Below are 25,131 nucleotides of genomic sequence, written 5' to 3' on the forward strand. Positions count from 1 at the left end.
AGTCTCCCGGTCAGTCGTCATCAGTCTTTCCTCGGCCGGCCGTCCCGCGGCCGTCGTCCGTCGCCCCTCGGCGGGTCCTTCGCCGCCCGTCATCAGCCGTGCAGCCCGCACTCGGTCTTGTCCCGGCCGGCCCAGCGCCCGGCTCGGGCGTCCTCGCCCGCCGGCACCCTGCGCGTGCAGGGCGCGCAGCCGACGGAGGCGTAGCCGTCCATCAGCAACGGGTTGGTGAGGACGCCGTGCTCCGCCACGTACGCGTCGACGTCGTCCTGCGTCCAGCGGGCGATCGGGGAGATCTTGACCTTCCGCCGCTTCTCGTCCCAGCCGACCACCGGGGTGTTCGCCCGGGTGGGGGACTCGTCGCGGCGCAGCCCGGTCGCCCAGGCCGTGTATCCGGTCAGGCCCTCCTGGAGGGGCTGGACCTTGCGCAGCCGGCAGCACAGGTCGGGGTCGCGGTCGTGCAGCCCCGGCCCGTACGCGGCGTCCTGCTCGGCCACCGTTCGGCGCGGGGTGAGCGTGATGACGTTGACGTCCATCACCGCCTCGACCGCGTCGCGGGTGCCGATGGTCTCGGGGAAGTGGTAGCCCGTGTCGAGGAACACCACGTCGACGCCGGGACGGACGCGCGAGGCGAGGTGGGCGACGACCGCGTCCTCCATCGAGGAGGTGACGCAGAACCTCTCGCCGAAGGTGTCGGCGGCCCACTTCAGGATCTCCGGCGCGGAGGCGTCCTCCAGCTCCCGGCCCGCCCGCTCGGCCAGGAGCCTGAGGGCGTCGGTCCCGGAGTGACCGTTCCCGGCGTCCTGGACATCGGCGGAGCCTCCGGCCTCAAGCCCCGCGCGCGACTGGCTGCTCGTCATGTCGCCTCCCCTTCACCGTCGTTGCTCTGAAGACCCCGGGTCAGCAGGCCCAGAAACCTGAGCTGGAACGCGCGGTTGCAGGAGGCGCATTCCCAGGCGCCGTGCCCGGCCTCGTGCGGGCGCAGGTCCTCGTCGCCGCAGTACGGGCAGTGGAACGGGGCGGCGCGCCCGCTCATGACAGCGACTCCGCGCTCGCCCGCGCCGCCCAGGCGGCGAACCGCTCGCCTTCCTCGCGCTCCTCCCGGAAACGGACGAGCACGCGCTCGACGTAGTCGGGCAGTTCGTCCGAAGTGACCTTCAGGCCGCGGACCTTGCGGCCGAACCCGGCCTCCAGGCCGAGGGTGCCGCCGAGGTGCACCTGGTAGCCCTCCACCTGGTTGCCGTCGGCGTCCAGCACCAGCTGGCCCTTGAGACCGATGTCCGCGGTCTGGATGCGGGCGCAGGCGTTGGGGCAGCCGTTGATGTTGATGGTGAGCGGTTCGTCGAAGTCCGGTAGCCTGCGCTCCAGTTCGTCGATCAGCGAGGCGCCGCGCGCCTTCGTCTCGACGATCGCCAGCTTGCAGAACTCGATGCCGGTGCAGGCCATCGTGCCGCGCCGGAACGGTGACGGCTTCACCTGGAAGTCCAGCGCCTCCAGACCGGCGACCAGCGATTCCAGCCGGTCCTCGGCCACGTCGAGGACGATCATCTTCTGCTCGACGGTGGTACGCAGCCGGTCCGAACCGTGGGCGGCGGCCAGGTCCGCGATCTCGGCCAGGGCGGAACCGTCCACGCGGCCGACCCGGGGGGCGAATCCGACGTAGAAGCGGCCGTCCCGCTGCCGGTGCACCCCGACGTGGTCGCGCCAGCGGCTGCTGGGCTGCTCGGGCGCGGGCCCGTCGATCAGCGGACGCTTCAGGTACTCGTCCTCCAGCACCTGGCGGAACTTCGCGGGGCCCCAGTCCGCCATCAGGAACTTCAGCCGGGCGCGGTTGCGCAGCCGCCGGTAGCCGTAGTCGCGGAAGATGCCGACGACCCCGGCCCAGACGTCGGCGACCTCGTCGAGCGGCACCCAGGCGCCCAGCCGTTCGGCGAGCCGGGGGTTGGTGGAGAGCCCGCCGCCGACCCACACGTCGAAGCCCGGCCCGTGCTCGGGATGGACCACACCGACGAACGCGATGTCGTTGATCTCGTGCACCACGTCCTGCACCGGCGAACCGGAGATCGCGGTCTTGAACTTGCGCGGCAGGTTGGAGAATTCCTTGTCGCCGATGTAGCGGTCGTGGATCTCGTCGACCGCCGGGGTGCCGTCGATGATCTCGTCGTCGGCGATGCCCGCCACGGGGGAACCGATGATCACGCGGGGGCAGTCGCCGCACGCCTCGGTGGTGGAGAGCCCCACGGCCTCCAGCTTCTCCCAGATCGCGGGGACGTCCTCGATGCGGATCCAGTGCAGCTGGATGTTCTGCCGGTCGGTGATGTCCGCGGTGTCGCGGGCGTACTCCTGCGAGATCTCACCGATCACCCGCAGCTGAGCGGTGGTCAGCCGGCCGCCGTCGATCCTGACCCGCAGCATGAAGTACCGGTCGTCCAGCTCCTCCGGCTCCAGGATCGCCGTCTTGCCGCCGTCGATCCCGGGCTTGCGCTGGGTGTACAGACCCCACCAACGCATGCGCCCGCGCAGGTCGTCGGGGTCGATCGAGTCGAATCCGCGCTTGGCGTAGACCGTCTCAATGCGTGTCCGCACATTGAGACCGTCGTCGTCCTTCTTGAACTGCTCGTTGCCGTTGAGCGGCGTGTGATGCCCCACGGCCCACTGACCCTCGCCACGGTGGCGTCCGGCCTTGCGGCGGGGCGTGGTGGTCGCGGGCTGATCCGGGGTGGCGGCCATGACAGTACGTCCTTCGGGACTGCGGGAGGGCGGCTCTGAACCGCACACCCGCATCGAGGCGCGGCGGTGCGCGGGGAATCGCAGAGGAGAAGAAAGAGGGGGAGAACGGGGAGAACGCGGCGGCGGTGCTGGGACTCTCAGCTCGCCGGACAGATGGCGCTGGACACACGGCCGAGGTCGACGTGGCGTCGACTCACCAAGGCGATTCCAGTTCCGGGCATGACGGAAGCCTGGCACGCCCTTCTCCGGCCAGTCCACTACGGTCCATGATGCGGACGTGAAAGTCCTGCAATACGAGACGGCGTGCTCTCCGGCATGGCGCGCACGCGAGGCGTATGGCCGTGGTGGCCGTAGGGCGTGTTTCGAAAGTTCCGCCCGGCCCGCGACGCCTGGCACGGCGCCTCGCCACGTTGTCGGGGTCGTCCGCGTACGCCCCGTGCGAGGACGACCATCCGCCTTGCGACGCACCGCACCGGACGCCGCGGGCCCCGCCCGTCGGGCGGACGGCGCTACTCTCGAAACACGCCCCGATCGCCCACCCGCGCGGGCCCCGTGCCGTCGCGCCACCGCCGATTGCGTCGTCGCCCGCCACCCGTTACCGCTGCGCCCCCGGCCACGGACCGGGGGTGTCCACCACGGGCTCCCGCTCCACCTTGGTGTCGAACAGCCGGAATCCCCGCCGCAGGTAGTTGTCCATGGCGTGCGGACCGTCCTTGGAACACGTGTGCAGCCACACCCGCTTCGTCGGCGTCCGCTCCGGCCAGCGCTCCGCGAGGTCCCAGGCGCGGGCGACCCCGTACGAGAGCAGGTGACCGCCGATCCGGCGCCCCCGGAAGGCGGGTATCAGCCCGAAATACATGATCTCGACCACGCCGTCGTCCTGCGGGTCCAGTTCGATGTATCCGGCGGGGGTGCCGTTCTCGTACGCCACCCAGGTCTCCGCCCCGGGACGCTCCAGGGCCTCCTGCCACTGCGCGTACGTCATCGGGAGCCGGTCCGTCCACCGGATGTCGCCGCCGACCGCCGTGTACAGGAACCGGCTGAACTCGGGCAGCGGCACCTCGGACCGCACGATCCGCACATCGCCCTCGGGGAGCGCGGCGGGGCGCAGGTCGTCCGGGGAGGTCTGCTCCAGGGACCAGATGGTCACCTCGTCGGTGGCGGGGGAGACACCGGAGTCGGCGGGGCCGTCGGTGGCGGAGGGGTGCGCGGGGTTGTTCATGGCTGCCAGGGAACCATGCCGGGCGCCTCGCGCCCAAGCCGGTCCCGCCCCGCCCGGACCGCACGCCCCGCCCCCGCCCGGACCGCACGCCCGCCCCCGCCCGGACCGCACGCCCGCCCCCGCCCACGTCGTACGGCGCACCCCCGGGCCCTGCGCCCCCGGCCCCGGTCGTGACATCCGCCCCGGCCCGGAACCCGGACCGTGCGCACGGCCCGCCCCCGCTCACGCCGTACGGGTCCTGACCACCACCGGCGCCGTCGAGCGCGGCAGCAGATCGGCCGACTGTTCCGGACGGATCACCTCCACCTCGACCCCCTCGCCGAAGCGGTACGGGCGGTGCGCCAGGACCTCCGCGAGATGGCGGCGGATCCGGGAGATCTCCGCCCGCACCGTCACCGTCCGGGTCGCGTCCCCGAAGATGTCCTCCGCCAGTTCGGACGCCGTACGGCCCTCGCGGTGCAACGCCAGCGCGTACAGCAGCTCCGCGTGGCGCGGCGACAGCCGCTGCGTCCAGGTGTCCACCGCGCCCACCACGCTGACCGAGAGCCCGTGCGGCCGGCTCAGGTCCAGCACCACCCGTCGGCGCGGCCCGTCCCCCGGTCCTTCCGTCGCCCGCACCAGCCAGCCCCCGGGCAGCGGCTCCGCCTCGCACATGCCGAGCGACGGCAGCCAGACCCGGCCCGGCCGCATCGACTTGGGCAGCGGCAGCCGCTCCACCGGAGGCATCCCGGTCACCGCCACCAGCCACCCGTGGGTGTCCACCGCCACGGCCCGGCCGCCCAGCCGGCACAGCAAGGGCGCCGCCACCGAACGCAGCCGGTCGATAGCCCGCAGATGCCGGTTCCTGAGCTCGCTCTCCGCCAGCCTGGCCACCGAACCGACGAGGGCCAGCGAGGTCGGATGGAAGGTGGACGCCGGGCCGCTCATGTCGACGATCCCCATCAGCCGGCCGTCCCGCGGATCGCGGACCGGGGCCGCCGCGCACGTCCACTTGTGCAGACGGCGCACGAAGTGCTCCGAGGAATGGACCTGGACCGGCGCGCGCGAGACGAGCGCCGTACCGATCGCGTTCGTCCCCGTGCTCTCCTCCGCCCAGGCGGCGCCCTCCGCCAGACAGATGTCGTCCGCCCGGCGCAGCACGCCCGGGTTGCCCCGGCGCCACAGCACCCGGCCCTCCATGTCGGTGACCACCACGATCTGCTGGGCGGCGTCCGCGAGCGACACCAGGCTCTCGCTCAGCAGCGGCATCACCTCGTTCAGCGCCGACGTCCGGCGCCTGCGCTCGACCTCGTCCGTCTCCAGCAGCACGCTCTCCGTGGACTGGTCCGGATCGAGGCCGCTGCGCAGCACCCGGTCCCACGAGGCGCCGATCTCCGGGCGGAGCGCGGTCGGCGGGCCCTCGCCCCCCGACTTCCTCTCCCCGGAACGGTGGATCCGGCGCAGGGCCTGGGCCGGCCGCGGGACGGCCGGTCGCCTCACCTCGGCAGCGCTTGTCTCCACTCTCATTCCCCCAGTCGCCGGAACGGCCCGATGGCCCGCCGGCCCATCCTGCCCCGACCGGGGCCCGACAGCGCGCACTCCACACAATGGTTGCAACCCTTTGCAACTCTGGCGAGGGGGTGCAGGTCCGTACGAGAGTGACGGAACACCGTGCGGCGGCGCCTGTGCACCGCCGGTCGGTGTGCACAGCATGGGGGGTGGTGCCGTGTCGGCGCAGCACCACCCCCCGTCGCTGCGCCCGCACGCGCCACCTCCCACGTACGCGTGAACCGGGCACCCGACTCACGCGCTTCACCCCCGTCACCGGGCCACCCGCGTACCGCCCCGCCCGGCTCCGCCCGGGGCGGCTACCGCTCGACCGGACGGGCCCGTTCCACCACCGCCGCCAGATCGAGACTGTGCGGCAGCGTCCCGAAGGCCGAGCCCCGGTCCCCGCCCAGCCGCGACGCGCAGTACGCGTCGGCGACCTCCGGCGGCGCCCAGCGCACCAGCAGCGAACCCTGGAGCACCGTCGCCATCCGCTCCACCAGCCGACGGGCCCGGGCCTCGATCCCCTCCAGATCGGCCAGCTCCGTCAGCATGCCCTTGATCGCCCCGTCCAGCCGGTGATCCGCGCCGCGCGCCCGGCCGACCTCCTGGAGGAAGGCGTTCAGCGCCGACGGCTCGCACCGCAGCGCCCGCAGCACATCGAGCGCCTGGACGTTCCCCGAGCCCTCCCAGATCGAGTTGAGCGGCGCCTCCCGCAGCAGCCGGGGCATCCCGGACTCCTCCACGTACCCGTTGCCGCCCAGGCACTCCAGCGCCTCGGCCACCATCGGCGTGCACCGCTTCGTCACCCAGTACTTCGCCGCGGGCACGGCGATCCGCAGGAACGCCCGTTCGCTTTCGGTGTCCGCGTCGTACGCCGCGGCCAGCCGCACGGCCAGCACCGTCGCCGCCTCCGACTCCAGCGCCAGATCGGCCAGCACGTTGCGCATCAGCGGCTTCTCGATCAGCGGCCCGCCGAACACGCCGCGGTACGCGCAGTGGTGGATCGCCTGCGCCGCCGCCTGCCGCATCAGAGCCGCCGAACCGGTCACGCAGTCCAGCCGAGTCGCCGCCACCATCTCCATGATGGTCCGCAGCCCGTGCCCCTCCTCGCCGACCCGGCGCGCCCACGTGCCCTCGAACTCGACCTCGGCCGACGCGTTCGACCGGTTGCCCAGCTTGTCCTTCAGCCGCTGGATCGCGAAGGGGTTGCGGGTGCCGTCCGGCAGCACCCGGGGCAGCAGGAAGCAGGTCAGGCCGCCCGGTGCCTGGGCCAGCACCAGGAAGGCGTCGGACATCGGCGCCGAGCAGAACCACTTGTGCCCGGTGAGCAGATACTCGCCCGCCGCCGACAGCGGCTGCGCCCGGGTCGTGCTGGAGCGCACGTCCGTGCCGCCCTGCTTCTCCGTCATGCCCATCCCGAAGAGCACCCCGGCCTTCTCCCCGGGCGGTCGCAGCCCCTGCTCGTACACCGTCGACGTCAGCAGCGGCTCCCACTCCCGGGCCAGCGCCGGATCGGTGCGCAGCGCGGGCACCGCCGCGTGCGTCATCGACACGGGACAACCGTGGCCCGCCTCGGCCTGCGTCCACACCAGGAAGCCGGCCGCCCGCCGCACATGACCGCCGGGCCTGCCCCACGCGTCGGTCAGCCCGGCGCCCACCGCGTGCCCCAGCAGCCGGTGCCAGGCCGGGTGGAACTCGACCTCGTCGATGCGGTTCCCGTACCGGTCGTGGGAACGCAGCACCGGCGGATTCCCGTTCGCCTGCGCGCCCCACGCCTGTGCCTGCGCGGAACCGGCGGCCCTGCCCAGCTCACCGAGTTCGGTCAGGGCCGCGGCGGACGGCTCGGCCGGCAGATGACGCCGTACCGCCTCGGAAAGCGCGAGATCCGCCGCGAAGACGTCATAGCCGACCAGCGGCGGTACCTGGTTGGTCACGGTGTGGGTGGTGGGTGCCATGCCGATACGGTAAAGACGTGCAGGCAGCGAATGAAACACCCGAACGGCCGGCGGGGCGGCTCCACCGGGTCCGAGCCCTCTACCGCAACGTGTCCAAGCGGAAGCTGGCCTGGCACTTGCTCAAGGACACCGTCAACTCGTGCATGGAGTACCGCATCCTGGGACTCGCGGCGGAGGCGGCGTTCTTCACCCTGCTGTCCCTGCCCCCGCTGCTCCTCGGCCTGATCGGACTGCTCGGCTACGTGGACGAGTGGACCAGCACCACGACGGTCGCCTCGATCGAGCGCAACATCCTGAACGCCGCGCACACGGTGCTCAGCGAGCGGGGCGTGAACGAGTTCGCCAAGCCGCTGCTGGCGGACGTCACCACCGGCGCCCGGCCCGACGTCATCTCGATCGGCTTCGCGATCGCGCTCTGGTCGGGCTCGCGCGCGGTCAACGTCTTCATCGACACGATCACGGTGATGTACGGCCTCGACGGCCAGCGCGGCATCGTCAAGACCCGGCTGCTCGCCTTCCTGCTCTACGTGATCGCGTTGCTGCTGGGAGCCGTCGTGCTGCCGCTGCTCGTGGTGGGCCCGGACCGGGTCGTGGAGCTGGTGCCGTGGGGCACCGAACTCATAAGCATCCTGTACTGGCCCCTGGTGGTCCTGCTGTCGATCGCCTTCCTGACGACGCTCTACCACGTGTCCGTGCCGGTCCGTTCGCCGTGGAAGGAGGACGTGCCGGGAGCGCTGGTGGCGTTCGTGATGTGGGTGCTCGGCAGCTTCCTGCTGCGGATCTACCTCACCAGCGCGGTCGAGGGCCCCACGATCTACGGATCGCTGGCGGCGCCGATCGCGGTCCTGCTGTGGATCGGCGTCTCCGCGTTCGCGGTGCTGGTCGGGGCGGCGGTCAACGCCGCCATCGACCGGGTGTGGCCCTCGCTGGCGACGGCCGCGGCGCGCGCGGCCAACGACCGGGTCCGGGCGGCCCAGGCGGCCGAACTGGTCGCGCGGGCGCGGGCGGAGAGCAGCGGCGAGGGGGACGAAGGCGAGGACGGCGACTGCGCCTACATGCCGTCCGAGTTCCCGGAACGCTGGTCGCGGTTCCTGCCGCCGGAGGACGTGAAGTCGCGACTGCAGCCGAGCCGCGACAAGGACCCGGACAAGCCGGCCGGACCGCCCGAGGACTGAGGCGGCCCAGGAACGGCGCGGGAGGAGCCGCGTGGAGGGGACGGTCGTACGAGGAGCGGACGTTGTACGAGGAACGGGCGTCGGGGTTCGACGGCGCGACCCTCTGGACCCTGCGCGTGCCGGAGGGCTCCGCACATCCGGTGCTTCCCGACGGGTGCATGGACCTGCTCTGGATCGGCGGCCGGCTGCTCGTCGCGGGCCCCGACACCCACGCCCACGTGCCGGACGGCGTGACGGGCGGCCGGTACGCCGGAATCCGTTTCGCTCCCGGCACGGCCCCCGCCCTCCTCGGCGTACCGGCGCACGAACTGCGCGACCGCCGGGTCGGCCTCGCGGATCTCTGGCCGAGCGCGCTGGTCCGCGACCTCACCGAACGCGTGGCCGAAGCCCCCGATCCGGCCGCCGCGCTGGAGGCGATCGCCCTGCGCCGGGCCGCGGACACCGAGCCCCCGGACCCCCTCATGCGATCCGTCGCCGCGCACCTGGGCGAGGGCCGGTCCGTCGCGGACACCGCGCGGTCGGCCGGCCTGGGCGCCCGCCGACTGCACCGCCGTTCGCTCGCGGCCTTCGGCTACGGACCCAAGACGCTCGCACGGATCCTGCGGCTGCGGCGCGCCCTCGCCCTCGTCCGCTCCGGTACCCCGTACGCCGAGGCGGCGGTCATGGCGGGCTGCACCGACCAGGCCCACCTCGCGCGGGAGATGCGCGACCTGACCGGCACCACCCTGACCGCCCATCTGAGGGCCGGCCCGTAATCCCCGGCGGGCGCCCGACGACAGCCGCGGCACCTCGTCGAGTCCCGGAACGCCCGCCTACGTCCCGCACACGTCCCGCACGCGGGCGCCCTTTCGCCCGCGACGCACCACACCGATCGAAGGTCACCCGACAGGCTCTCGGTCGCGGTCGGCGAACAACGACACCGCGCAGCCGTCCGGATCGAGCACCATCGCGTACCGCTGGCCCCACACCGCGTCCCACGGCTTCAGATGCCCCCGGTACCCGGCACCCGTCAGGTCCTCGTACACCGCGTCCACCTCCGCCGCGCCGTCGCAGCGGAAGGCGAGCCCGAGACGCTCACCGCCGCTCGGCGCCGTCCATCCGGGGTCGAACGACCGGACGACGTCCTCGGTGTCCCACAGCAGGCGCTGCCCGCCGGGGAGCGCCACTTCGACATGGGGTGCGGAATCCGCGTCGGCGGGGATGTCGAGCCCGAGCCTGCGGTAGAAGGCGAGCGAAGCGGCCAGATCCGCGGTGATGATGCCGATCGCGTCCATGTGTGGAGTCATGCCCCGACCGTAGGCCGGGCGCCGCGCCGGGTCTTGTACGAAACGGACACGTCCGGGCCGTCGGCAACGGCCCGGACGGTACGGGCGGGGAGCCACTGGGTCGAGCGCCGGGGTGTCCCCGCCCGCCGCCGCGCGGCTACGGGGCGCCCGTGCCGTCCGCGCGGTCCGCACCGTCCACGCAGTCGTCGGGCGACGTCCCCGGATCCGTCAGCGCGAGACCGAGCAGGGCGCGCTCGGTCACCCAGCGGCTCGGGCGGTGGCGCGGGTCGCCCGTCGTGCGGTGCAGCGCCCGGTGCAGCTCCAGCATCCGGGCGGCACCGATCCGGTCGCCCCAGGCCAGCGGACCGACCGGGTAGCCGAGCCCGGCCGTGACGGCCAGGTCGATGTCGGCGGGGGAGGCGATGGAGCGTTCCGCGATCGACGACGCCACCGACACGATCGACGCCAGCAGCCGCTGCGCCACCGAACCCGCCGTGTCCCGCACCACCGAGACCGCGTACGCGTCGCCGCCGTCGCCCGCCCGGCCCAGCACCGCGCGGGCGTCGCGCGCGGCGGCCGGATCCGCCGCCGGGGTCACGGCCAGCACCCGGCGCCGCCCGGCCGCGGGCAACGGGTCGACCCCGAAGGAACGGCTCGGGGGCAGCCCGTGCTCGGCGACGGCCGAGGCCACCGACGTACCCCAGACCGGGACCAGCACGACCGCCCCGGACGTCGGCCCGGCACCCGTCTCGACGACGGCGCCCGCGGCCGTCAGGGCCTCGCGCAGTGCCGCCGCGCCGCCGTCCCCGGGACCGGAGCCGTGGACGAACACGGGACGGTCCGCGTCGCCCGTGACCGGCGGCTCCGGGGCCGGGGCGGGGGCGTCGGGGCCGTAGGCGAACCAGCCGCGCCCGGTCTTGCGGCCGTGCAGCCCGGCGGCCACCCGGTTCGGGGTGAGGTAGGAGGGGCGGAGCCGGTCCGCGTACCGGAACCCCTGCCAGATGGAGTCGATCACCGCGGCCGTCACGTCCAGACCGGTGAGGTCCATCAGCTCGAAGGGGCCCATGCGCAGACCGAGCACGTCACGGGCGATCCGGTCGATGTCGGCCGGCCGCGCGACCGACTCCTCCAGCAGCGCGAGGGCCTCCGTCACCAGGCCGCGACCGGCGTGATTGACGAGGAAGCCGGGGGTGTCGGCGACGGTGACGGCGCGGTGCCCGCAGCCCTCGACGAACGCGGTGAGGGCGGGCGGGATCTCCGGGCGGGTGGCCGCGCCCGGCACGATCTCGACGATCCGCATCAGCGGCACCGGGTTGAAGAAGTGCAGCCCGGCCAGCCGGGTCGGGTCCTTCAGCGTGGCGGCGATGCGGGTGACCGACAGGGACGAGGTGTTGGTCGCGAAGACCGCCGTCGCGGGCAGCACCTGTTCGAGGCGGCCGAAGACCTCCGTCTTGGTGCCGAGATCCTCCCGCACGGCCTCGACGACCAGTTCCACGTCGGGGCCCGGCGCCCACGGGTCGTCCAGCGCGACCAGCCGTTCCAGGGCGGCCGCGGACTCCTCGGCTGACGACCGGCCCTTCTCCACGGCCCGTTCGAGCATGGACCGTACGAAGTCCACCGCGGCCGTCACCGCTTCCGTACGCGCGTCGCACAACTCGACGGTGTGTCCGGCTGTCGCCGCCCACTGGGCGATGCCGCGGCCCATGGCCCCGGCGCCGACGATCCTGATACGCATGGCGGTTGAGGTCCTCTCGGGGTGACAGGTGATCCGACCCAGCGACGATAGACGCGATCGCGGCGCGCGGTCCGGCTCCCGGGCGATCCCATGACGCCGACCTGCCACCGGTCTCCGGCAGGGCAGGGGCTATTGATCACCGTTGCCCGCGAAATTAGAGTCGCGTCGGGACTACCGTCCGGTGATCCAGGACCGAGGGACCCGCCCGTCGGGAAAGGCGCCCGCCCACCCGGCCGCACGACCTCACCACCGAAAGGTCACGCCGTGCCCGACCAGCAGCCCGACATCGTCATCTGCGAACCGCTGCGCACCCCCATCGGCCGCTTCGGGGGAGTGTTCGCCCGGCAGACCCCGGCGGCCCTCGCCGCACGCGTCGTCACGGAGATCGTCGCCCGTACCGGCATCGACCCCGGGGCGGTCGACGAGGTGATCCTGGGGCACGCCTACCCCTCCGCCGAGGCCCCCGCCATCGGCCGGGTCGTCGCACTCGACGCCGGACTGCCCGAGACCGTCACCGGCGTCCAGACCGACCGCCGTTGCGGCTCCGGGCTCCAGGCCGTCCTCGACGCGGCCATGCAGATCCGGGCCGGCTTCAGCGAGGTCGTCGTCGCGGGCGGCGTCGACGTGATGAGCACCGCCCCCTACTACACGCACGAGGGCCGCTGGGGCATCAAGGGCCCCGGCCTCCAGCTCCACGACGCGCTGGCCCGGGGCAGGGTCACCGCGGGCGGCCTCCACCACCCCGTACCGGGCGGCATGATCGAGACCGCCGAGAACCTGCGCCGCGCCTACGGCATCGGCCGCGCCGACCAGGACGCCCTCGCCCTGCGCTCGCAGCAGCGGGCCGCCCGGGCGGCGGCGGAGGGACGGTACGACGCCGAGATCGTCCCCGTGACCGTACGGACCCGCAAGGGCGAGACGGTCGTCACCGCCGACGAGCACCCCCGCCCCGACACCACCGCCGAACAACTCGCCGCGCTGCGCCCGGTCATGGCCGCGTCCGACCCCGACGCCACCGTGACCGCGGGCAACGCCAGCGGCCAGAACGACGCGGCCGCCGCCTGCCTGGTGACCAGCGCCGCCACCGCCGAACGGCTCGGTCTGACCCCGCTGGTCCGGCTCGTCTCCTTCGCCCGCGCCGGGGTGCCCGCCGCGACCATGGGCCTGGGCCCCGTCCCCGCGACCCGCGCCGTCCTCGACCGCGCCGGGCTGACGCTCGACGACCTCGACCTGATCGAGATCAACGAGGCGTTCGCCGCCCAGGTGCTCGCCTGCACCCACGAACTGGGGCTCGGCGAGACCGATCACGAGCAGCGCGTCAACGTGAATGGTTCCGGCATCTCGCTCGGCCATCCGGTCGGTGCGACCGGCGCCCGCATCCTCGCCACCCTGGCCCGCGAGATGCACCACCGCGAGGCCCGCTACGGCTTGGAGACGATGTGCATCGGCGGCGGCCAGGGCCTCGCCGCGGTCTTCGAACGCGTCCGGCCCTGACACACGGGGCTCGGCGCGTCGTGCGCGCGCCGGGGCCGTCGGCACGCCGCTGTCCCTCGGCACCGCTCCGGAGCCCGGGGGACAGGCCGGCGCGCGCCGAGGCGAGGGCGCGCTCGGCCCCGAGATCCACCATGGCGGGGACGAACGGCAGGGTGCCGCGCGATCCACCGTGTCCGCCCGCCTCGCCGTCCTGGGCGACGATGTCGGCCCGCCGGGAAGTGCTCTCCAGGGCGTCGAGGATCTCGACCGCCTCGCGGACGCCGGCACGGCCGGCGCCGAGCGCCTCGCACAGGGCCGGCTCGGGAGGCAGCGGATCCCCGGGGCGCAGCCGCTCCTCGAGGATGTGGCGCTTGATGCCCTCGACGACTCCCTGCCGGAGCGACCGCCGACCGGACTTCGCGCCGGACATACGTGGAATCCCGACCTCTCGATCCTCTGCCTCTCGGCCCTCCCGCTCGTCGGGCCGGGGCAACACGCTGCCAAGGCATCAGACATCCGATGTTCCGGGCGACAGGCATGCAGAAGATCCGTCGGCGCGGCCCCGGCCGCACCGACGGATCCGTCCGTCACCTGCCTGTCGGCAGTCGGCTGTGCGCGTCAGCCCTTCGAGGCGCGGGTGCGGCGCACCAGCAGGGCGCCACCGAGCACCATCGCGGCGCTCGCACCGCCGGCCAGACCCAGGTTGGTGTCAGAACCGGTGTGTGCCAGCTGCGGCTTGTCGTGGTGGTGCCAGTGCGGCTTGTGGTGGACCGGCTTGTGCGACCAGTGGTGGGTGGCGGGCTTGTGCCAGTTGTGGTGGTGCTCCGGAGGGCAGTCGTGGTGGTGCTGGTGGTGGTGCTGGTGGTGGTGGACGACCGACGGCTTGTGCCACGGCTTGTGCCACGGCTTGTGCGGGGGCTGGGCCGGGGACTCGACCGGCGTCTCGACCGGCGGCTGGGCCGGGGACTCGACCGGCGTCTCGACCGGCGGCTGGGCCGGTGTCTCGACCGGCGTCTCGACTGGCGTCTCGACCGGCGGCTGGGCCGGCGTCTCGACTGGCGTCTCGACCGGCGGCTGGGCCGGTGTCTCGACCGGTGTCTGGGCGGGGGGCTGGGCCGGGGACTCGACCGGCGTCTCGACCGGCGGCTGGACCGGGGGCTCGACCGGCGGCTGGACCGGGGGCTCGACCGGAGGCTGGACCGGCGTCGGCGTCGCGTTCCCCGACTCGTTCTCGCACCCGTTGCCGAGCGCGGGGTTGAGCGCGCCGACGACATCGACCGTGTTGCCGCACACGCTGGCCGGAACGTCCACCGGAACCTGGACGCGGTTGCCGGAGAGCACCCCGGCGGAACCGGCCGTGACGCCCTCGGCGCTCGCGCCCTGGTCGCCCGTGCCGCTTTCCTGACCGCCCTCGTTCTCGCACTCGTTGCCGAATGTCGGGTTCACCAGACCGATCACATTGACCGTGTTGCCGCAGAGATTGATGGGAACATGCACCGGCACCTGCACGGCGTTGCCCGAGCCGACGCCCGGCGAACCGACGGCGTCGCTCCCGGCGGAGGCGTCCGCGAACGCGTACCCGCCGGTGGCGGCCAGGATGCCTGACGCCGCCGCCATCACCAGCACGCTTTTACTCAAGGCTTTTCGCATTGATTGCCCTTTCCTAGGACACGTCGCGCGAGCGCGGGGGCTCGCGGCTCGTTCGTCAGGCGGTACGGCTTTCGCCGGGGACGACCCCCGGACGATCTCCATGGACGGGCCTTCGGCGGTGGTCACGGCGGAATGGGGGGAACGCGTCGCAGCGTTCCTCACGGTTCTTCACGCGATGAATCCACCTCCTGCCGGGCACACACCAGGGCCGCACACCTGGTGACACTCATAACGAGTAGGAAATGTCGAGGAAACTCGTATTTCGTGGAATTTTTGTGACCACTCGAACGGATTGCATGTACGGGACCGCCCCGGCGTGGTTGTCGCGCGGTTGCGTCCTGCTCAACCGGGGGTGCGAAAAAGGGAGTTGCTGTCTGCCGCAGAATGGAAGGAGTGGTGAAACGCTTCTGCAGTATTCCTTGCCTACCTTCGTACTGCTGCCCGTGCGCCTTCGGCGTTCGGGTGAATGGAGAGAACCAAAGGCCCGTTCGCGAGTTGGGCAGGAAGCTCCGGTACGGGGCATCCGGTACGAGAAGGGTTAATCGTGATCAAGAAGGTTCTGGCCACAGGCGCCGTGGCCGCCTCCATCCTCGGTCTGGGCGCGACGCAGGCCTTGGCGGTCGGTGACGACGGCGGTACGACCTCGGTCAACGGCAACGGAGCCTCGCAGTGGTTCGGCAACGCTGTGACCCATGGTGACGGAAGCCCGCAGTTCGACCTGGTCCAGGGCAGCCTGAACAAGGCGTGCGTCGGCCTGCCGCTCAATGCCAACCCCGGCTCGCTCATCGGCGGGATCCCGGTCACGGTCCAGGACGTCGATGTGCTGTCCTCGCCGCAGAACCAGCAGTGCACCGAGAACTCCACCCAGGCCAAGGGCGACGAGCCGCTGTCGCACATCCTGAGCAACATCCCGGTGCTCTCCGGCAACGGCGTCGGCAACAGCTGATCCGGCCGGCCGCAGTGACAGGCCCGGGCCGTCGGCGTTCCTCCTCCGTACGGTCCGGGCCCGCCGCTGCCCGTTCCGTCGCCGTCACGCCGGGTCATTCCGGCGGGACGGTGAACGGAATGGCCCGACGACGCTCCCTCGCTGCCGCCGGACCGGCAGCACATAGGTGCTCAGTCTTTCGGGCGATTTCCGAAATTCTTCTGCCAGAAGGGTTTCGATCACGGTCCTACGTCGTTATCAATCGCAGCGGCGGAGTCACGAGTGATCAGGACCGCGCTCGTGCGGCACGAAGGACGTGGCCGCTTAGGACTCCGTCGAAGAAAGGGATAGAAGTGAAGTACACCAAGGTCGCCGCCGTCGCAGCCGGAACCCTGATGGCAATGGGTGCCGCCGCGCCTGCCTTTGCCGACGCCGGTGCAACCGGCGGCACCTCCCTCTCCCCGGGTGTGGTGTCGGGCGATGTCATCCAGGCCCCGATTTACACTGCGGTCAACGCCTGCGGCAACACCGTCTCCGCGGTCGGCGTTCTCAACCCTGCCATCGGCAACTTCTGCATCAACGGCTGATTCAAGGTCGGTCGGGGCGAACGCCCATGACGGAAAGGCCTCGGAACGCATTCGATCGCGTTCCGAGGTCTTTCCCTTTTTCCTTCCCGGTGGGTGCGCGATGTGTCGCCAGGAAATCCCGTCCCCTCCAGTTGCCCGGTCGCGGCCGCGTCGTTACCCAGAGGGAATGCGGCGGAAGCAACAGCCAAAGAGGCCGGCACGGCCGCGCGTGCGCGACCGATGAGAAGCCGCTGCAGAAGGGAATCCCGAAAGTGAAGTACGCGAAGTCCGCTGCGTTCGTCGCCGGTTCCGTGGTCGCTCTGGGAACGGCTGCTCCTGCGTTCGCCGTCACCCATGCCACGGTCCCCGACTTCAGCCTCACCGGCGGCGTCAACCAGGTGACGGCCAGCGCGCCGCGGGCCGTCGACCCGCTCATCGACACGGTCGGGGGCGCTGCGGAGAAGATGCACAGGCAGGGCACCGTCACCGGGCTGACCGACCAGGCCGCCGGTGCGGCCAAGGGCACGGTACCGCTCCTCGGCGGCCTCCCGGCCGGCGGCTGATCCGGCACGGCGGCCCGAATTCCCGCATTCGCGGATTCTGTTCCTCTCCGCACCATGGGCGCGACGAACAACCGTGTGGAGAAGAATCGTTCGAGTGAATCGCCACAACCATTCTTGTCACCGTGAGTTGATCAGGGTGCTCCGGACAGGCGAGCAAAGAAGAATAATCAGAAGGGCTTTTCCATGATCAAGAAGATGATGGCCTCGGCGGCCGTCGCCGTTTCCATCGCCGGTGTGTCCGCCGCGATGGCCCCGCAGGCCATGGCCGTCGGGAACGACGCCGGTACGACCTCGGTCAACGGCAACGGAGCCGTCCAGTCGTACGGCAACTCCGCCACCCACGGCGACTGGAGCCCGCAGTTCGCGCTCATCCAGGGCTCGCTCAACAAGCCCTGCATCGCCCTGCCGGCCAAGGCCAATGCCGGTTCGCTCGTCGGTGTCGTCCCGGTCTCCGTCCAGGACATCAACGTCCTCGCGTCGCCGCAGAACCAGCAGTGCACGGAGAACTCGACGCAGGCCAAGGGCGACGAGGCGCTGTCGCACATCCTGAGCAACATCCCGATCCTGTCCGGCAACGGCGCCGGCAACAACTAGGACACCGAGGCTCCGGCCGCCCGACGCCGATCCCGAACGCCTCGTCTGCGTACGGCACGGCGTCGTGTGCGGCTTCGAGTCCGCCTGTCCATAGTGTGCGAAACCCGTGGGGCCGACGCATCCAGGCCGCAGCCGGTTCTCCGGCGGGCCGGACGCGTCGGCCCCACGGCGTGCGTCCGGAGTCCCGCCACCCCCCGAACGGGCGGGCGCACTGGGCCGGTTGCCGTAGCGGCGGCGGACGTCGCCCGGTGTATCGGGTAGGGACCGGACATGGACCAGTACGACAGTCAACGCCCCCACGGCGGCCGGCGGCACGCGCAGGACGCCACACCCATCTACGACCGGTTGCTCGCCGAATGGCGGGCGGCCCGCAGCGGAGCGCAGCCGATGCCGCCCGGGCGACAGGCGCGGCCCCGCACTGGATGCCGCGTTCCCGCCGCCCGTACGCCCGAGAGCTCTGTCGACGGGTGAGCGGTGCGGGTCGAACTCGCGCAGGATCGAACCCATTTAGGTGGTTATGCGGAACTGTCGCTCCCGTAGTGGGTTGATCAATGCGTTCCACAACGGGACGCTCCGAAAGGTGAAGCGTAATGAAGAAGATGATGGCCGGCGCAGCCGTGGTCGTGTCCCTGATGGGCCTGTCCGCCGCTGTTGCCCCTGCGGCCATGGCGGTCGGCAATGACGAGGGCACCACGTCGGTCAACGGCAATGACGCCACGGACGCGTTCGGCAACGCCGTGACCTACGGCGACGGCAGCCCCCAGGCGCAGCTCATCCAGGGCTCGCTGAACAAGCTCTGCCTCGGTGCGCCGGTCAAGGCCAACGCCGGTTCGCTCGTCGGCCTGCTGGTCCCGGCCACGGCCCAGGACGTCAACGTGCTGTCCTCGCCGCAGAACCAGCAGTGCGCCGAGAGCTCGACGCAGGCCAAGGGGGACGAGCCGCTGTCGCACATCCTCAGCAACATCCCGGTGCTCTCCGGCAACGGCATCGCCAACGACTGACGCCCACTCGGGTGCGGGCAGTCGCGCGAAGACGATCCGAGGCCGCCCGCACTCCGTGTCCGGTGTCGCGGAGGTGGAGCCGGGGCCGTGCCCCGGGCTCCGTCCACAGCGAGATGCCCACCGCTCCACGGGGGCGGTGGGCATCTCGCGCGTACGGGGGTGGGTTCAGCCGAGGCTGCGTACCGGAAGGACGCAGTGGGCCGAGGTCATGATGACGTTCGGGTCCCCCGCGAAGGCCCGCAGCAGGTCCTCACCGACCGGTCGGCCCGGCGCGCCCTGGGGCCACGGGTGAGTGGCGAACATGACGTTCACCTCGCCGCGCTGCTCGGCGGCGGCCAGCCACTCGGCCGGGGCCGGGTACTGGGCGGTGAAGTGAGGGAGCGTCAGGACTGCCTGGCCGGCCTGGACGAGCAGCTTGACCGGAAGCCCCGGGGTCTCGGCCGCGTACACCGGACCGGTGCCCACCGGCAGTCCGCTGCGCTCCAGGGACGCGCGCATGGCTGTCTCGCCGGTGGCCGGGCCTTCCGCACCGTCGCCCAGCGAGTAGACGAGAAGGAAGGCGGCGTCGGGGCCTCCGTCGGGGTGTTCGCCGCTCCACCCGATCAGCGAGATCGTGCCCAACTGGGCTTGGGTGAACGTGCCGGTGGCCGTCTGGGGTGAGGTCATGCTCGGCACCATAACGGCCGATGAGCGGTCCATGTGCATGTGTATCACCTGATCGAGGGATATCGTCGGATATCTCCGATGAATGCCGTCAGGGCCGCGTCGCGGCTCCGGGTGGACAAGGCGGGGGCGGGAAAACGTGTTGACGGCGCCTCGTGGTCGCGGGCTATCGTGTGCGGCGTCGCCGGGCGGCGGACCGCCGCCGGTGCCGGTCCCGTGCGTGAACCAGGAGGTGAGGACATTGATGACTGTCGCCGAGATGGGTGTTGCCCACCGCAGAAGCATCGTTCCCGCCCCCGTGGTCGCCGGCTGACCTCTTCGTTCGACAACACCGCGCGCCTGTGAGCGCGTTGCCGGGGCCACCCTTCGAAGGGTTTCCCTTGTCCTCCCAGTTCTCTGGTTCTTCCTCCTTCTCTTCCGACTCTTCCGTTTTCTTCCAGGACACGTCCGTCGCACATCCGTCCGCGTACGGCTGGGACGACGGCTGGGCCGCCGCGTTCGCCCCGTACGCCGCGCAGGGGCTGCTGCCCGGGCGCGTGGTGCGGGTCGATCGCGGGCAGTGCGACGTCGTCACCCCGCGAGGGACGCTGAGGGCCGACACCGCGTTCGTCGTCCCGCGCGATCCCATGCGCATCGTCTGCACCGGTGACTGGGCCGCCGTCGACCCCGACGGGGATCCGCGGTTCGTACGGGCGCTGCTGCCGCGGCGTACGGCCTTCGTCCGCTCGACGACGTCGCAGCGTTCCGAGGGACAGGTCCTCGCCACCAACGTGGACCACATCGCCATCTGCGTCTCGCTCGCCGCGGAACTCGACCTGGGACGGGTGGAGCGCTTCCTCGCGCTCGCCATGTCCAGCACCGACGGGGCGGCGCTGCTCCGCGACGGGGCGGACGCCGCGGACGGTGCCGCCGAACCGGTCGTGGTGCTGACCAAGGCCGATCTCGTGCCGGACGCCACGACGCTGTCGCACCTCGTCCAGGACATCGAGGCCGTCGCGCCCGGTGTGCAGGTGCTTCCCGTCAGCTCCGTCACGGGCGAGGGACTGGACGTGTTCTCCGCGATCGTGTCGGGTGGCACGAGCGTGCTGCTCGGGGTCTCCGGAACGGGCAAGTCGACCCTCGCCAACACCTTGCTCGGCCGCGACGTGATGGAGGTGCAGGCCGCGCGCGAGGTCGACGGCAAGGGCCGCCACACCACCACGACCCGCAATCTGCTGGTGCTGCCCTTCGGGGGCGTGCTCATCGACACCCCCGGGCTGCGCGGCGTCGGGCTCTGGGACGCGGAGACCGGCGTCGGTCAGGTCTTCTCCGAGATCGAGGAACTGGCCGAGCACTGCCGGTTCCACGACTGCGCCCACCGGTCCGAGCCCGGCTGCGCGGTGCTCGCCGCGGTCGAGGACGGCTCACTGTCCCACCGGCGCCTCGACAGCTTCCGCAAGCTGCTCCGCGAGAACCGGCGCATCGTGGCCAGGACCGATGCCCGGGTGCGGTCGGAGATGCTGCGCGAATGGAAGCGCAGAGGGGCCGAGGGCAGGGCGGCCATGGAAGCGAAGCGCGGCAGGACGCGGTAAGCCCTGCCGTCGAAGTGCCGTCGTCCGGCGGAGGCCGCACGGCAGGCGGCAGTTCGGCGACAGGGCCTGGGCCGCGACGCCGGGCCCGATGTCCGAAATCCGCCAGTGCGGTGCCGGCGGGTGCCGCACACTGGACGGTGTGATGGACGAAACGACCAGGTACGAGGCGGTGAGCAGCCGCGACGCCCGGTTCGACGGGGAATTCTTCTTCGCCGTCGAGACGACCGGTATCTACTGCCGGCCGAGCTGCCCCGCCGTCACCCCCAAGCGGAAGAACGTCCGCTTCTTCCCGACCGCGGCCGCCGCCCAGGGCCACGGCTTCCGGGCGTGCCGACGCTGCCGCCCGGACGCCGTGCCCGGCTCGGCGGAGTGGAACGTACGCGCCGACGTCGTCGGACGCGCCATGCGGCTGATCGGGGACGGTGTGGTCGACCGGGAGGGCGTGCCCGGTCTGGCGCACCGGCTCGGCTACAGCGCGCGCCAGGTGCAGCGGCAGCTCAACGCGGAACTGGGCGCCGGACCCGTCGCGCTGGCCCGGGCCCAGCGCGCCCACACCGCGCGGGTGCTGCTGCAGACGACCGGGCTGCCCGTGACGGAGATCGCCTTCGCTTCCGGCTTCGCCAGCGTTCGTCAGTTCAACGAAACGATCCGGCGGATCTACGCCCGCACGCCGAGCGCGCTGCGGGCCGAGGCCGGGGCGGGGTCCAGGGCGGCGGGCCGGGCGGCGCACACCACCGGCATCCCGTTGCGGCTCGCGCACCGGGGGCCGTACGCGGCCCGCGAGGCCTTCGACCTCCTGGCCGGCGAGGCGGTCGGCCGCGTCGAGGAGGTCGTCGGGAAGCCCGGTGCCCGGACCTACCGGCGCACCCTGCGCCTGCCCTACGGCACGGCCGTCGTCGCCGTCGACGAACGGTCCGCGGGGCCCTGGCTGGACGCCCGGATCCATCTCACGGACCTGCGTGATCTGACGACGGCGGTGCAGCGGCTGCGGCGGCTGTTCGACCTGGACGCCGATCCGTACGCCGTCGACGAGCGGCTCGGCGCCGATCCGCGGCTCGCGGCGCACGTCGCCGCCCGTCCGGGGCTGCGTTCCCCGGGGACCGCGGACCCGGAGGAGTTCGCCGTCCGGGCGCTGGTGGGCGCGGCGGAGGCGGAGCGGCTGGTGGAGGCGTACGGCAAGACCCTCGACGTTCCCTCCGGCGGGCTCACCCATGTGTTTCCCGAGCCGGGCGCGCTGGCCGGAGAGGTGGAGGACCCGGTGCTGCGAGCGCTGACCGCCGCGCTCGCCGACGGGGGCATACGGCTCGACGCCGGGGCGGACCGCGACGAGGCGGAGCGGGCGCTGCTCCGGTTGCCGGGGATCGGTCCGGGGACCGCGGCGCTCATCCGGATGCGGGCGCTGGGCGACCCCGACGTGGACCCCGGCGGCGGGCCGGGGACGGAGAGGTGGCGTCCGTGGCGTTCGTACGGGGTGCGGCATCTGGAGCTCCTCGGCGTCACCTGAGCCGACGGGCGGGGCCGGGGGCCCCGGGGGCCGGGCGCGCTTCGGGGCGGGCCGGGCTCATGCCCAGAGCTGCACGCCGAGCCAAGCACCCGTCACCAGCAGGCACGCGAAGAGTTCGACGAGCACGGACCAGCCCGTGGCCCGCATCACCGAGCGGACCGATGCCCACCCCGCGCCACGACTGCCGAGCCGCAGCCGCTCCACCCCGTAGACGGTCCCCACGTAGCCCAGCAGCGCACCCAGCACCGGGACGACGAAGAAGCCCACGACCGCGCCGACGCCGCCGAGCACCAACGTCCTGCGCGGGGCGCCCGACTCGTGCGGGCGGCGCGACGGCAGCAGCGGTTTCAGCGCCTGGCCCACCAGCAGCAGCGCGGTGGCCCCCACGAGCACGGACCAGGCCGCCGACGTCCTGTCGGCCAGCGCCCACCACAGCACCGCGGCCCAGACGATCGCCTGTCCGGGCACTCCTGGCACCAGCACGCCGGTCAGGCCCAGGAACATGACCAGGCCGACGGCGACGAGCTGCCATACACCCATCCGACCAGCCTGACGGAGTCCGGCCGGTCCCGCCCGTCCACGGTGCCGGGCATCCCGGGCACCGACGGGTCAGGCCCGGGGCTCCCGGGCCACCCAGCCCCGCTCGTACGCGTGCCAGCCCAGCTGGAGCCGGGTCGACACCCCCGTCAGTTCCATCAGGCCCTTCACCCGCCGCTGCACGGTCCGCAGCCCCAGGTCCAGCTGCTTCGCCACGCTCGCGTCCGTCAGCCCGGCCAGCAGCAGCGACAGGATCTCCAGGTCCGTCGCGTCGGGTCCGGTGGAGACCTCCTCCAGCAGGTCTCCCTCGCCGAGCCGGAGCGGCATCGCCTCCCGCCACACCGCTTCGAACAGTCCCGTCAGCGACTCCAGCAGCCCGGAGCCGTGCACGACCAGAGCCGCGGGCTCCGCGCCCCGGCCGGTCAGCGGCACCATCGCCAGGGCCGCGTCGGCGACGACCAGCTTGGTGGGCACCCGGTCGACGACCCGGCACTGCTCGTCGCGGCCCAGCGCCGCCGAGAGCTCCGTGATCCCGGACGGCAACGAGAGCACCTCCCGCTCGACCACCACCCGGAACGACACCCCGCGCGTGGCGGCCCGTTCCTCGGCCTCGTTCTCCGTCCCGCTCACCGCGACCGGCCTACCGGTGACCAGGGCGCACACCTCGTTCGCCGCCCCCAGCTGCAGCTGGTGGAAGCGGTGTGCCACCGCGCGCGCGCCCGTCACCACCTCGACCAGGTCGTGCACGGCCGAATCGGTGGCCTCCGCCCGGTACTCCTCGGCGAGCAGCGCCGCCGCCAGCTCCGCCTGCTCCAGCTCGTGGCGCTGCTGCGTCAGCAGGGCCCCCAGCGCCACCGCCGGAGGCGCCGCCACCCAACGGCCGGTGCGCGACGAGGACTGGGCGGCCAGACCGTGCTGCTCCAGCCTGCGCAGCGCCCGTTCGGTGTCCGGCTCGGGGAGCGCGAGCCGGTGTGCCAAATCGGTGACCTCGGCGGCCCCCACGGCCACGAGCGCGCGGTACGCCGACTCCTGTATCTCGTCGAGACCTATGGCCCCCAACATCCCTCGGTCCCTCCCGGACGCATTGATTCCGCACGCCGTCGCTGATTCCGGGCGCCGGTCGTGGCGGAAAGCGGCCACGGCGTAAACCTGCCGTGCACATCATCCCTTCATCGCCCCGCGCTCTGCCAATGTGGCGCCACCGCAGTTCCGACAACTTCCGGCATGCCGCTGCTTGTTCAGAGGCAACCCGGTCTTACGACCTGGGGAGCAGTAGGGAGCGGGCTCCCGACGCCCTGCGACTCCGCCTCCCGCGTCGTCGTCGGTCACCGATGCCCCTTCCCCGAGCTCTCAGCTGCTTTCGAGCAGGACAGACCCCATCCTCCTCCCTCCTCCGCCCTGGACTCGAAGCCGCACGACGCCGCTCGCTGATCCACTCCCTATCGTTCCCCAGGTCGTTACTTGGGGAGAGCGATGCGTCCGATATCGCGTACGGCGCTGGAGGCGGCCACCACCGCCGCCCTGGCCGTCACCGCGATCGCACCGTCCGCGGCAGCGCCGCAGGACGACGCGACCGCGAGGAAACCACTGACCGGCAGTTCGTGCGCCACCTCCAAGGCGGGCGAACTGGTCACCGTCACCCTGGTCACCGGCGACAAGGTCCTGGTACGCACGGACAGTTCCGGGGCCGCGTCGGTCACCGCGCTGCCCCGCGAGGACGGCTCCGTGCCCCTCCTGCAGACCAGGCAGTCCGACCTCGCCTGGGCCGCCGGATACACCGGCAAGGGCACCAGGGTCGCCGTCCCGGACACCGGCGCCGACGCGGAACCCCTCGACCTCAAGGGCCGGATCGCCGCCTCGGAGAACTTCACCGACTCCAGCACGGCCGACGACCGGCAGGGCCACGGCACCCACACCATCTCCACCGTCGGCGGCTCCGGCGCCGCGAGCGACGGCCGGAAGAAGGGCATCGCCCCCGACACCGAACTGCTCAACGGCAAGGTCCTCAACGACGGCGGCTCCGGTGCCGTGTCCTGGATCACCGCCGGCATGCAGTGGGCCGTCGACCAGGAGGCCGATGTCGTCTCCATGAGCCTCGGCAGCTCGGAGCCGACCGACTGCACCGACCCGATGAGCGTCGCCGCCGAGAAGCTCGCCCGGAGCGAGGACACGCTGTTCGTGATCGCGGAGGGCAACTCCGGCCCGAGGCACAACACCGTCTCCTCGCCCGGCTGCGCCCCGAGCGTGCTGACCGTCGGCGCCGTCGACCGCGACGACTCCACGGCCCAGTTCTCCAGCTGCGGGCCCGCGATCGGCGCGCACACCCTCAAGCCGGAGATCGCCGCCCCCTGCGTCGGGGGCGCGCCCCCCCCCGGGGCGGGGGCGGCGCGGGCGGCGGCGCCCGACACCCCCGAGGGGGGGCGACGGGGGGGGGCCCGCCGCCGGCGGGGGCCCCCCCCCGCGCGCTGCGGAGGG

At 72.5% G+C, this 25,131-nt stretch carries 26 protein-coding genes and 1 pseudogene; 13 read left to right on the forward strand and 14 right to left on the reverse strand.

The window, feature by feature from the left end:
* Window positions 1-92: 92 nt before the first annotated feature.
* The 7 genes from ACFYXM_RS28450 to ACFYXM_RS28480 form a co-directional block, all read right to left on the reverse strand.
* Window positions 93-857 carry a phosphoadenylyl-sulfate reductase gene (locus tag ACFYXM_RS28450; protein WP_389293553.1) on the reverse strand — a complete coding sequence of 255 codons (765 nt, stop codon included), beginning with the start codon at window positions 855-857 and terminating at the stop codon, window positions 93-95.
* On the reverse strand, window positions 854-1,033 hold the full coding sequence (locus ACFYXM_RS28455) for a hypothetical protein (protein ID WP_389293554.1): 180 nt from the start codon (window positions 1,031-1,033) through the stop codon (window positions 854-856). The genes ACFYXM_RS28450 and ACFYXM_RS28455 overlap by 4 nt, the downstream gene beginning before the upstream one ends.
* On the reverse strand, window positions 1,030-2,727 hold the full coding sequence (locus tag ACFYXM_RS28460) for a nitrite/sulfite reductase (RefSeq protein ID WP_389293556.1): 1,698 nt from the start codon (window positions 2,725-2,727) through the stop codon (window positions 1,030-1,032). Before ACFYXM_RS28460 ends, ACFYXM_RS28455 begins: the two co-directional genes overlap by 4 nt.
* Window positions 2,728-2,864: 137 nt before the next feature.
* A complete protein-coding gene (locus ACFYXM_RS28465; protein ID WP_317864749.1) occupies window positions 2,865-2,948 on the reverse strand; it encodes a putative leader peptide in 84 nt (27 codons plus the stop codon).
* A gap of 374 nt (window positions 2,949-3,322) precedes the next feature.
* Entirely contained in the window at window positions 3,323-3,949 is a 627-nt protein-coding gene (locus ACFYXM_RS28470; RefSeq protein ID WP_389293558.1) for a GNAT family N-acetyltransferase, read from the reverse strand.
* A 222-nt stretch (window positions 3,950-4,171) separates the two neighbouring features.
* The gene (locus ACFYXM_RS28475; protein ID WP_389293560.1) at window positions 4,172-5,455 is read right to left on the reverse strand and encodes a GAF domain-containing protein; all 1,284 of its coding nucleotides are present in this window, start codon (window positions 5,453-5,455) and stop codon (window positions 4,172-4,174) included.
* Window positions 5,456-5,796: 341 nt separating this feature from the next.
* Window positions 5,797-7,434, reverse strand: a complete 1,638-nt coding sequence (locus ACFYXM_RS28480) for an acyl-CoA dehydrogenase family protein (RefSeq protein ID WP_389293562.1) — start codon at window positions 7,432-7,434, stop codon at window positions 5,797-5,799.
* Between the two features lie 17 nt (window positions 7,435-7,451).
* Here ACFYXM_RS28480 and ACFYXM_RS28485 point away from each other — a divergent pair, with 17 nt between their 5' ends.
* Both ACFYXM_RS28485 and ACFYXM_RS28490 read left to right on the forward strand, forming a co-directional pair.
* Window positions 7,452-8,609 (forward strand): YihY/virulence factor BrkB family protein, encoded by a 1,158-nt coding sequence (locus ACFYXM_RS28485; RefSeq protein WP_389293564.1) that lies wholly within the window; start codon window positions 7,452-7,454, stop codon window positions 8,607-8,609.
* A gap of 62 nt (window positions 8,610-8,671) precedes the next feature.
* Complete coding sequence (locus tag ACFYXM_RS28490) at window positions 8,672-9,364, forward strand: DUF6597 domain-containing transcriptional factor (RefSeq protein ID WP_389293566.1); 693 nt, start codon at window positions 8,672-8,674, stop codon at window positions 9,362-9,364.
* Between the two features lie 123 nt (window positions 9,365-9,487).
* On the opposite strand, the gene ACFYXM_RS28495 is transcribed toward ACFYXM_RS28490, so the two are convergent.
* Both ACFYXM_RS28495 and ACFYXM_RS28500 read right to left on the reverse strand, forming a co-directional pair.
* Window positions 9,488-9,895 (reverse strand): VOC family protein, encoded by a 408-nt coding sequence (locus tag ACFYXM_RS28495; RefSeq protein WP_351521294.1) that lies wholly within the window; start codon window positions 9,893-9,895, stop codon window positions 9,488-9,490.
* Window positions 9,896-10,031: 136 nt separating this feature from the next.
* A complete protein-coding gene (locus ACFYXM_RS28500; protein ID WP_389293568.1) occupies window positions 10,032-11,609 on the reverse strand; it encodes a 3-hydroxyacyl-CoA dehydrogenase in 1,578 nt (525 codons plus the stop codon).
* A gap of 264 nt (window positions 11,610-11,873) precedes the next feature.
* Between ACFYXM_RS28500 and ACFYXM_RS28505 the strand changes: the two genes are divergently transcribed.
* Window positions 11,874-13,103 (forward strand): acetyl-CoA C-acetyltransferase, encoded by a 1,230-nt coding sequence (locus ACFYXM_RS28505; RefSeq protein ID WP_389293570.1) that lies wholly within the window; start codon window positions 11,874-11,876, stop codon window positions 13,101-13,103.
* Window positions 13,104-13,344: 241 nt separating this feature from the next.
* Here ACFYXM_RS28505 and ACFYXM_RS28510 read toward each other — a convergent pair.
* Window positions 13,345-13,512, reverse strand: a pseudogene (locus tag ACFYXM_RS28510) (GntR family transcriptional regulator); the annotation flags it as partial.
* A gap of 188 nt (window positions 13,513-13,700) precedes the next feature.
* On the reverse strand, window positions 13,701-14,720 hold the full coding sequence (locus ACFYXM_RS28515; RefSeq protein ID WP_389293572.1) for a chaplin family protein: 1,020 nt from the start codon (window positions 14,718-14,720) through the stop codon (window positions 13,701-13,703).
* Between the two features lie 303 nt (window positions 14,721-15,023).
* Between ACFYXM_RS28515 and ACFYXM_RS28520 the strand changes: the two genes are divergently transcribed.
* The 7 genes from ACFYXM_RS28520 to ACFYXM_RS28550 all read left to right on the forward strand — a co-directional run bounded on the left by ACFYXM_RS28520 (window position 15,024) and on the right by ACFYXM_RS28550 (window position 18,381).
* Window positions 15,024-15,359 (forward strand): hypothetical protein, encoded by a 336-nt coding sequence (locus tag ACFYXM_RS28520; RefSeq protein ID WP_389293608.1) that lies wholly within the window; start codon window positions 15,024-15,026, stop codon window positions 15,357-15,359.
* Window positions 15,277-15,678: a rodlin gene (locus ACFYXM_RS28525; RefSeq protein WP_389293574.1), complete on the forward strand. Its 402-nt coding sequence runs from the start codon at window positions 15,277-15,279 to the stop codon at window positions 15,676-15,678. The genes ACFYXM_RS28520 and ACFYXM_RS28525 overlap by 83 nt, the downstream gene beginning before the upstream one ends.
* A gap of 332 nt (window positions 15,679-16,010) precedes the next feature.
* Window positions 16,011-16,244 (forward strand): chaplin, encoded by a 234-nt coding sequence (locus ACFYXM_RS28530; RefSeq protein ID WP_389293576.1) that lies wholly within the window; start codon window positions 16,011-16,013, stop codon window positions 16,242-16,244.
* 251 nt (window positions 16,245-16,495) lie between these two features.
* Complete coding sequence (locus ACFYXM_RS28535) at window positions 16,496-16,786, forward strand: hypothetical protein (protein WP_389293578.1); 291 nt, start codon at window positions 16,496-16,498, stop codon at window positions 16,784-16,786.
* 183 nt (window positions 16,787-16,969) lie between these two features.
* Complete coding sequence (locus ACFYXM_RS28540; protein WP_389293580.1) at window positions 16,970-17,380, forward strand: rodlin; 411 nt, start codon at window positions 16,970-16,972, stop codon at window positions 17,378-17,380.
* Between the two features lie 270 nt (window positions 17,381-17,650).
* Window positions 17,651-17,851 (forward strand): hypothetical protein, encoded by a 201-nt coding sequence (locus tag ACFYXM_RS28545; RefSeq protein ID WP_389293582.1) that lies wholly within the window; start codon window positions 17,651-17,653, stop codon window positions 17,849-17,851.
* A gap of 119 nt (window positions 17,852-17,970) precedes the next feature.
* Window positions 17,971-18,381 (forward strand): rodlin, encoded by a 411-nt coding sequence (locus tag ACFYXM_RS28550; protein ID WP_389293584.1) that lies wholly within the window; start codon window positions 17,971-17,973, stop codon window positions 18,379-18,381.
* Window positions 18,382-18,546: 165 nt separating this feature from the next.
* Here the strand turns inward: ACFYXM_RS28550 and ACFYXM_RS28555 are convergent, their stop codons facing one another.
* On the reverse strand, window positions 18,547-19,047 hold the full coding sequence (locus ACFYXM_RS28555; protein ID WP_389293585.1) for a DUF5949 family protein: 501 nt from the start codon (window positions 19,045-19,047) through the stop codon (window positions 18,547-18,549).
* A gap of 377 nt (window positions 19,048-19,424) precedes the next feature.
* On the opposite strand from ACFYXM_RS28555, the gene rsgA reads away from it, so the two are divergent.
* Complete coding sequence (gene rsgA / locus ACFYXM_RS28560) at window positions 19,425-20,615, forward strand: ribosome small subunit-dependent GTPase A (protein WP_389293587.1); 1,191 nt, start codon at window positions 19,425-19,427, stop codon at window positions 20,613-20,615.
* A 142-nt stretch (window positions 20,616-20,757) separates the two neighbouring features.
* Window positions 20,758-22,119 carry a DNA-3-methyladenine glycosylase 2 family protein gene (locus ACFYXM_RS28565; protein ID WP_389293610.1) on the forward strand — a complete coding sequence of 454 codons (1,362 nt, stop codon included), beginning with the start codon at window positions 20,758-20,760 and terminating at the stop codon, window positions 22,117-22,119.
* 57 nt (window positions 22,120-22,176) lie between these two features.
* Here the strand turns inward: ACFYXM_RS28565 and ACFYXM_RS28570 are convergent, their stop codons facing one another.
* Window positions 22,177-22,659 (reverse strand): DUF456 domain-containing protein, encoded by a 483-nt coding sequence (locus tag ACFYXM_RS28570; RefSeq protein ID WP_389293589.1) that lies wholly within the window; start codon window positions 22,657-22,659, stop codon window positions 22,177-22,179.
* 69 nt (window positions 22,660-22,728) lie between these two features.
* Window positions 22,729-23,718: a helix-turn-helix domain-containing protein gene (locus ACFYXM_RS28575; RefSeq protein ID WP_389293591.1), complete on the reverse strand. Its 990-nt coding sequence runs from the start codon at window positions 23,716-23,718 to the stop codon at window positions 22,729-22,731.
* Between the two features lie 411 nt (window positions 23,719-24,129).
* On the opposite strand from ACFYXM_RS28575, the gene ACFYXM_RS28580 reads away from it, so the two are divergent.
* Window positions 24,130-25,131 (forward strand): S8 family serine peptidase (locus tag ACFYXM_RS28580; protein ID WP_389293593.1); only part of this gene is annotated, 1,002 nt, incomplete at its 3' end.

It is taken from the genome of Streptomyces sp. NPDC002476 (genome assembly GCF_042889785.1).
Taxonomy (GTDB): Bacteria; Actinomycetota; Actinomycetes; order Streptomycetales; family Streptomycetaceae; genus Streptomyces.

What these genes read in the sequence shown, in the direction of transcription:
- ACFYXM_RS28550 (WP_389293584.1), top strand. Translation starts at nt 17,971, where the DNA reads ATGAAGAAGATGATGGCCGGCGCAGCCGTGGTCGTGTCCCTGATGGGC.
- ACFYXM_RS28450 (WP_389293553.1), bottom strand. Translation starts at nt 857, where the DNA reads ATGACGAGCAGCCAGTCGCGCGCGGGGCTTGAGGCCGGAGGCTCCGCC.
- ACFYXM_RS28455 (WP_389293554.1), bottom strand. Translation starts at nt 1,033, where the DNA reads ATGAGCGGGCGCGCCGCCCCGTTCCACTGCCCGTACTGCGGCGACGAG.
- ACFYXM_RS28500 (WP_389293568.1), bottom strand. Translation starts at nt 11,609, where the DNA reads ATGCGTATCAGGATCGTCGGCGCCGGGGCCATGGGCCGCGGCATCGCC.
- ACFYXM_RS28575 (WP_389293591.1), bottom strand. Translation starts at nt 23,718, where the DNA reads ATGTTGGGGGCCATAGGTCTCGACGAGATACAGGAGTCGGCGTACCGC.
- ACFYXM_RS28555 (WP_389293585.1), bottom strand. Translation starts at nt 19,047, where the DNA reads ATGACCTCACCCCAGACGGCCACCGGCACGTTCACCCAAGCCCAGTTG.
- ACFYXM_RS28495 (WP_351521294.1), bottom strand. Translation starts at nt 9,895, where the DNA reads ATGACTCCACACATGGACGCGATCGGCATCATCACCGCGGATCTGGCC.
- ACFYXM_RS28480 (WP_389293562.1), bottom strand. Translation starts at nt 7,434, where the DNA reads ATGGCACCCACCACCCACACCGTGACCAACCAGGTACCGCCGCTGGTC.
- ACFYXM_RS28565 (WP_389293610.1), top strand. Translation starts at nt 20,758, where the DNA reads ATGGACGAAACGACCAGGTACGAGGCGGTGAGCAGCCGCGACGCCCGG.
- ACFYXM_RS28475 (WP_389293560.1), bottom strand. Translation starts at nt 5,455, where the DNA reads ATGAGAGTGGAGACAAGCGCTGCCGAGGTGAGGCGACCGGCCGTCCCG.
- ACFYXM_RS28460 (WP_389293556.1), bottom strand. Translation starts at nt 2,727, where the DNA reads ATGGCCGCCACCCCGGATCAGCCCGCGACCACCACGCCCCGCCGCAAG.
- ACFYXM_RS28570 (WP_389293589.1), bottom strand. Translation starts at nt 22,659, where the DNA reads ATGGGTGTATGGCAGCTCGTCGCCGTCGGCCTGGTCATGTTCCTGGGC.
- ACFYXM_RS28545 (WP_389293582.1), top strand. Translation starts at nt 17,651, where the DNA reads ATGGACCAGTACGACAGTCAACGCCCCCACGGCGGCCGGCGGCACGCG.
- ACFYXM_RS28540 (WP_389293580.1), top strand. Translation starts at nt 16,970, where the DNA reads ATGATCAAGAAGATGATGGCCTCGGCGGCCGTCGCCGTTTCCATCGCC.
- ACFYXM_RS28465 (WP_317864749.1), bottom strand. Translation starts at nt 2,948, where the DNA reads ATGCCCGGAACTGGAATCGCCTTGGTGAGTCGACGCCACGTCGACCTC.
- ACFYXM_RS28470 (WP_389293558.1), bottom strand. Translation starts at nt 3,949, where the DNA reads ATGAACAACCCCGCGCACCCCTCCGCCACCGACGGCCCCGCCGACTCC.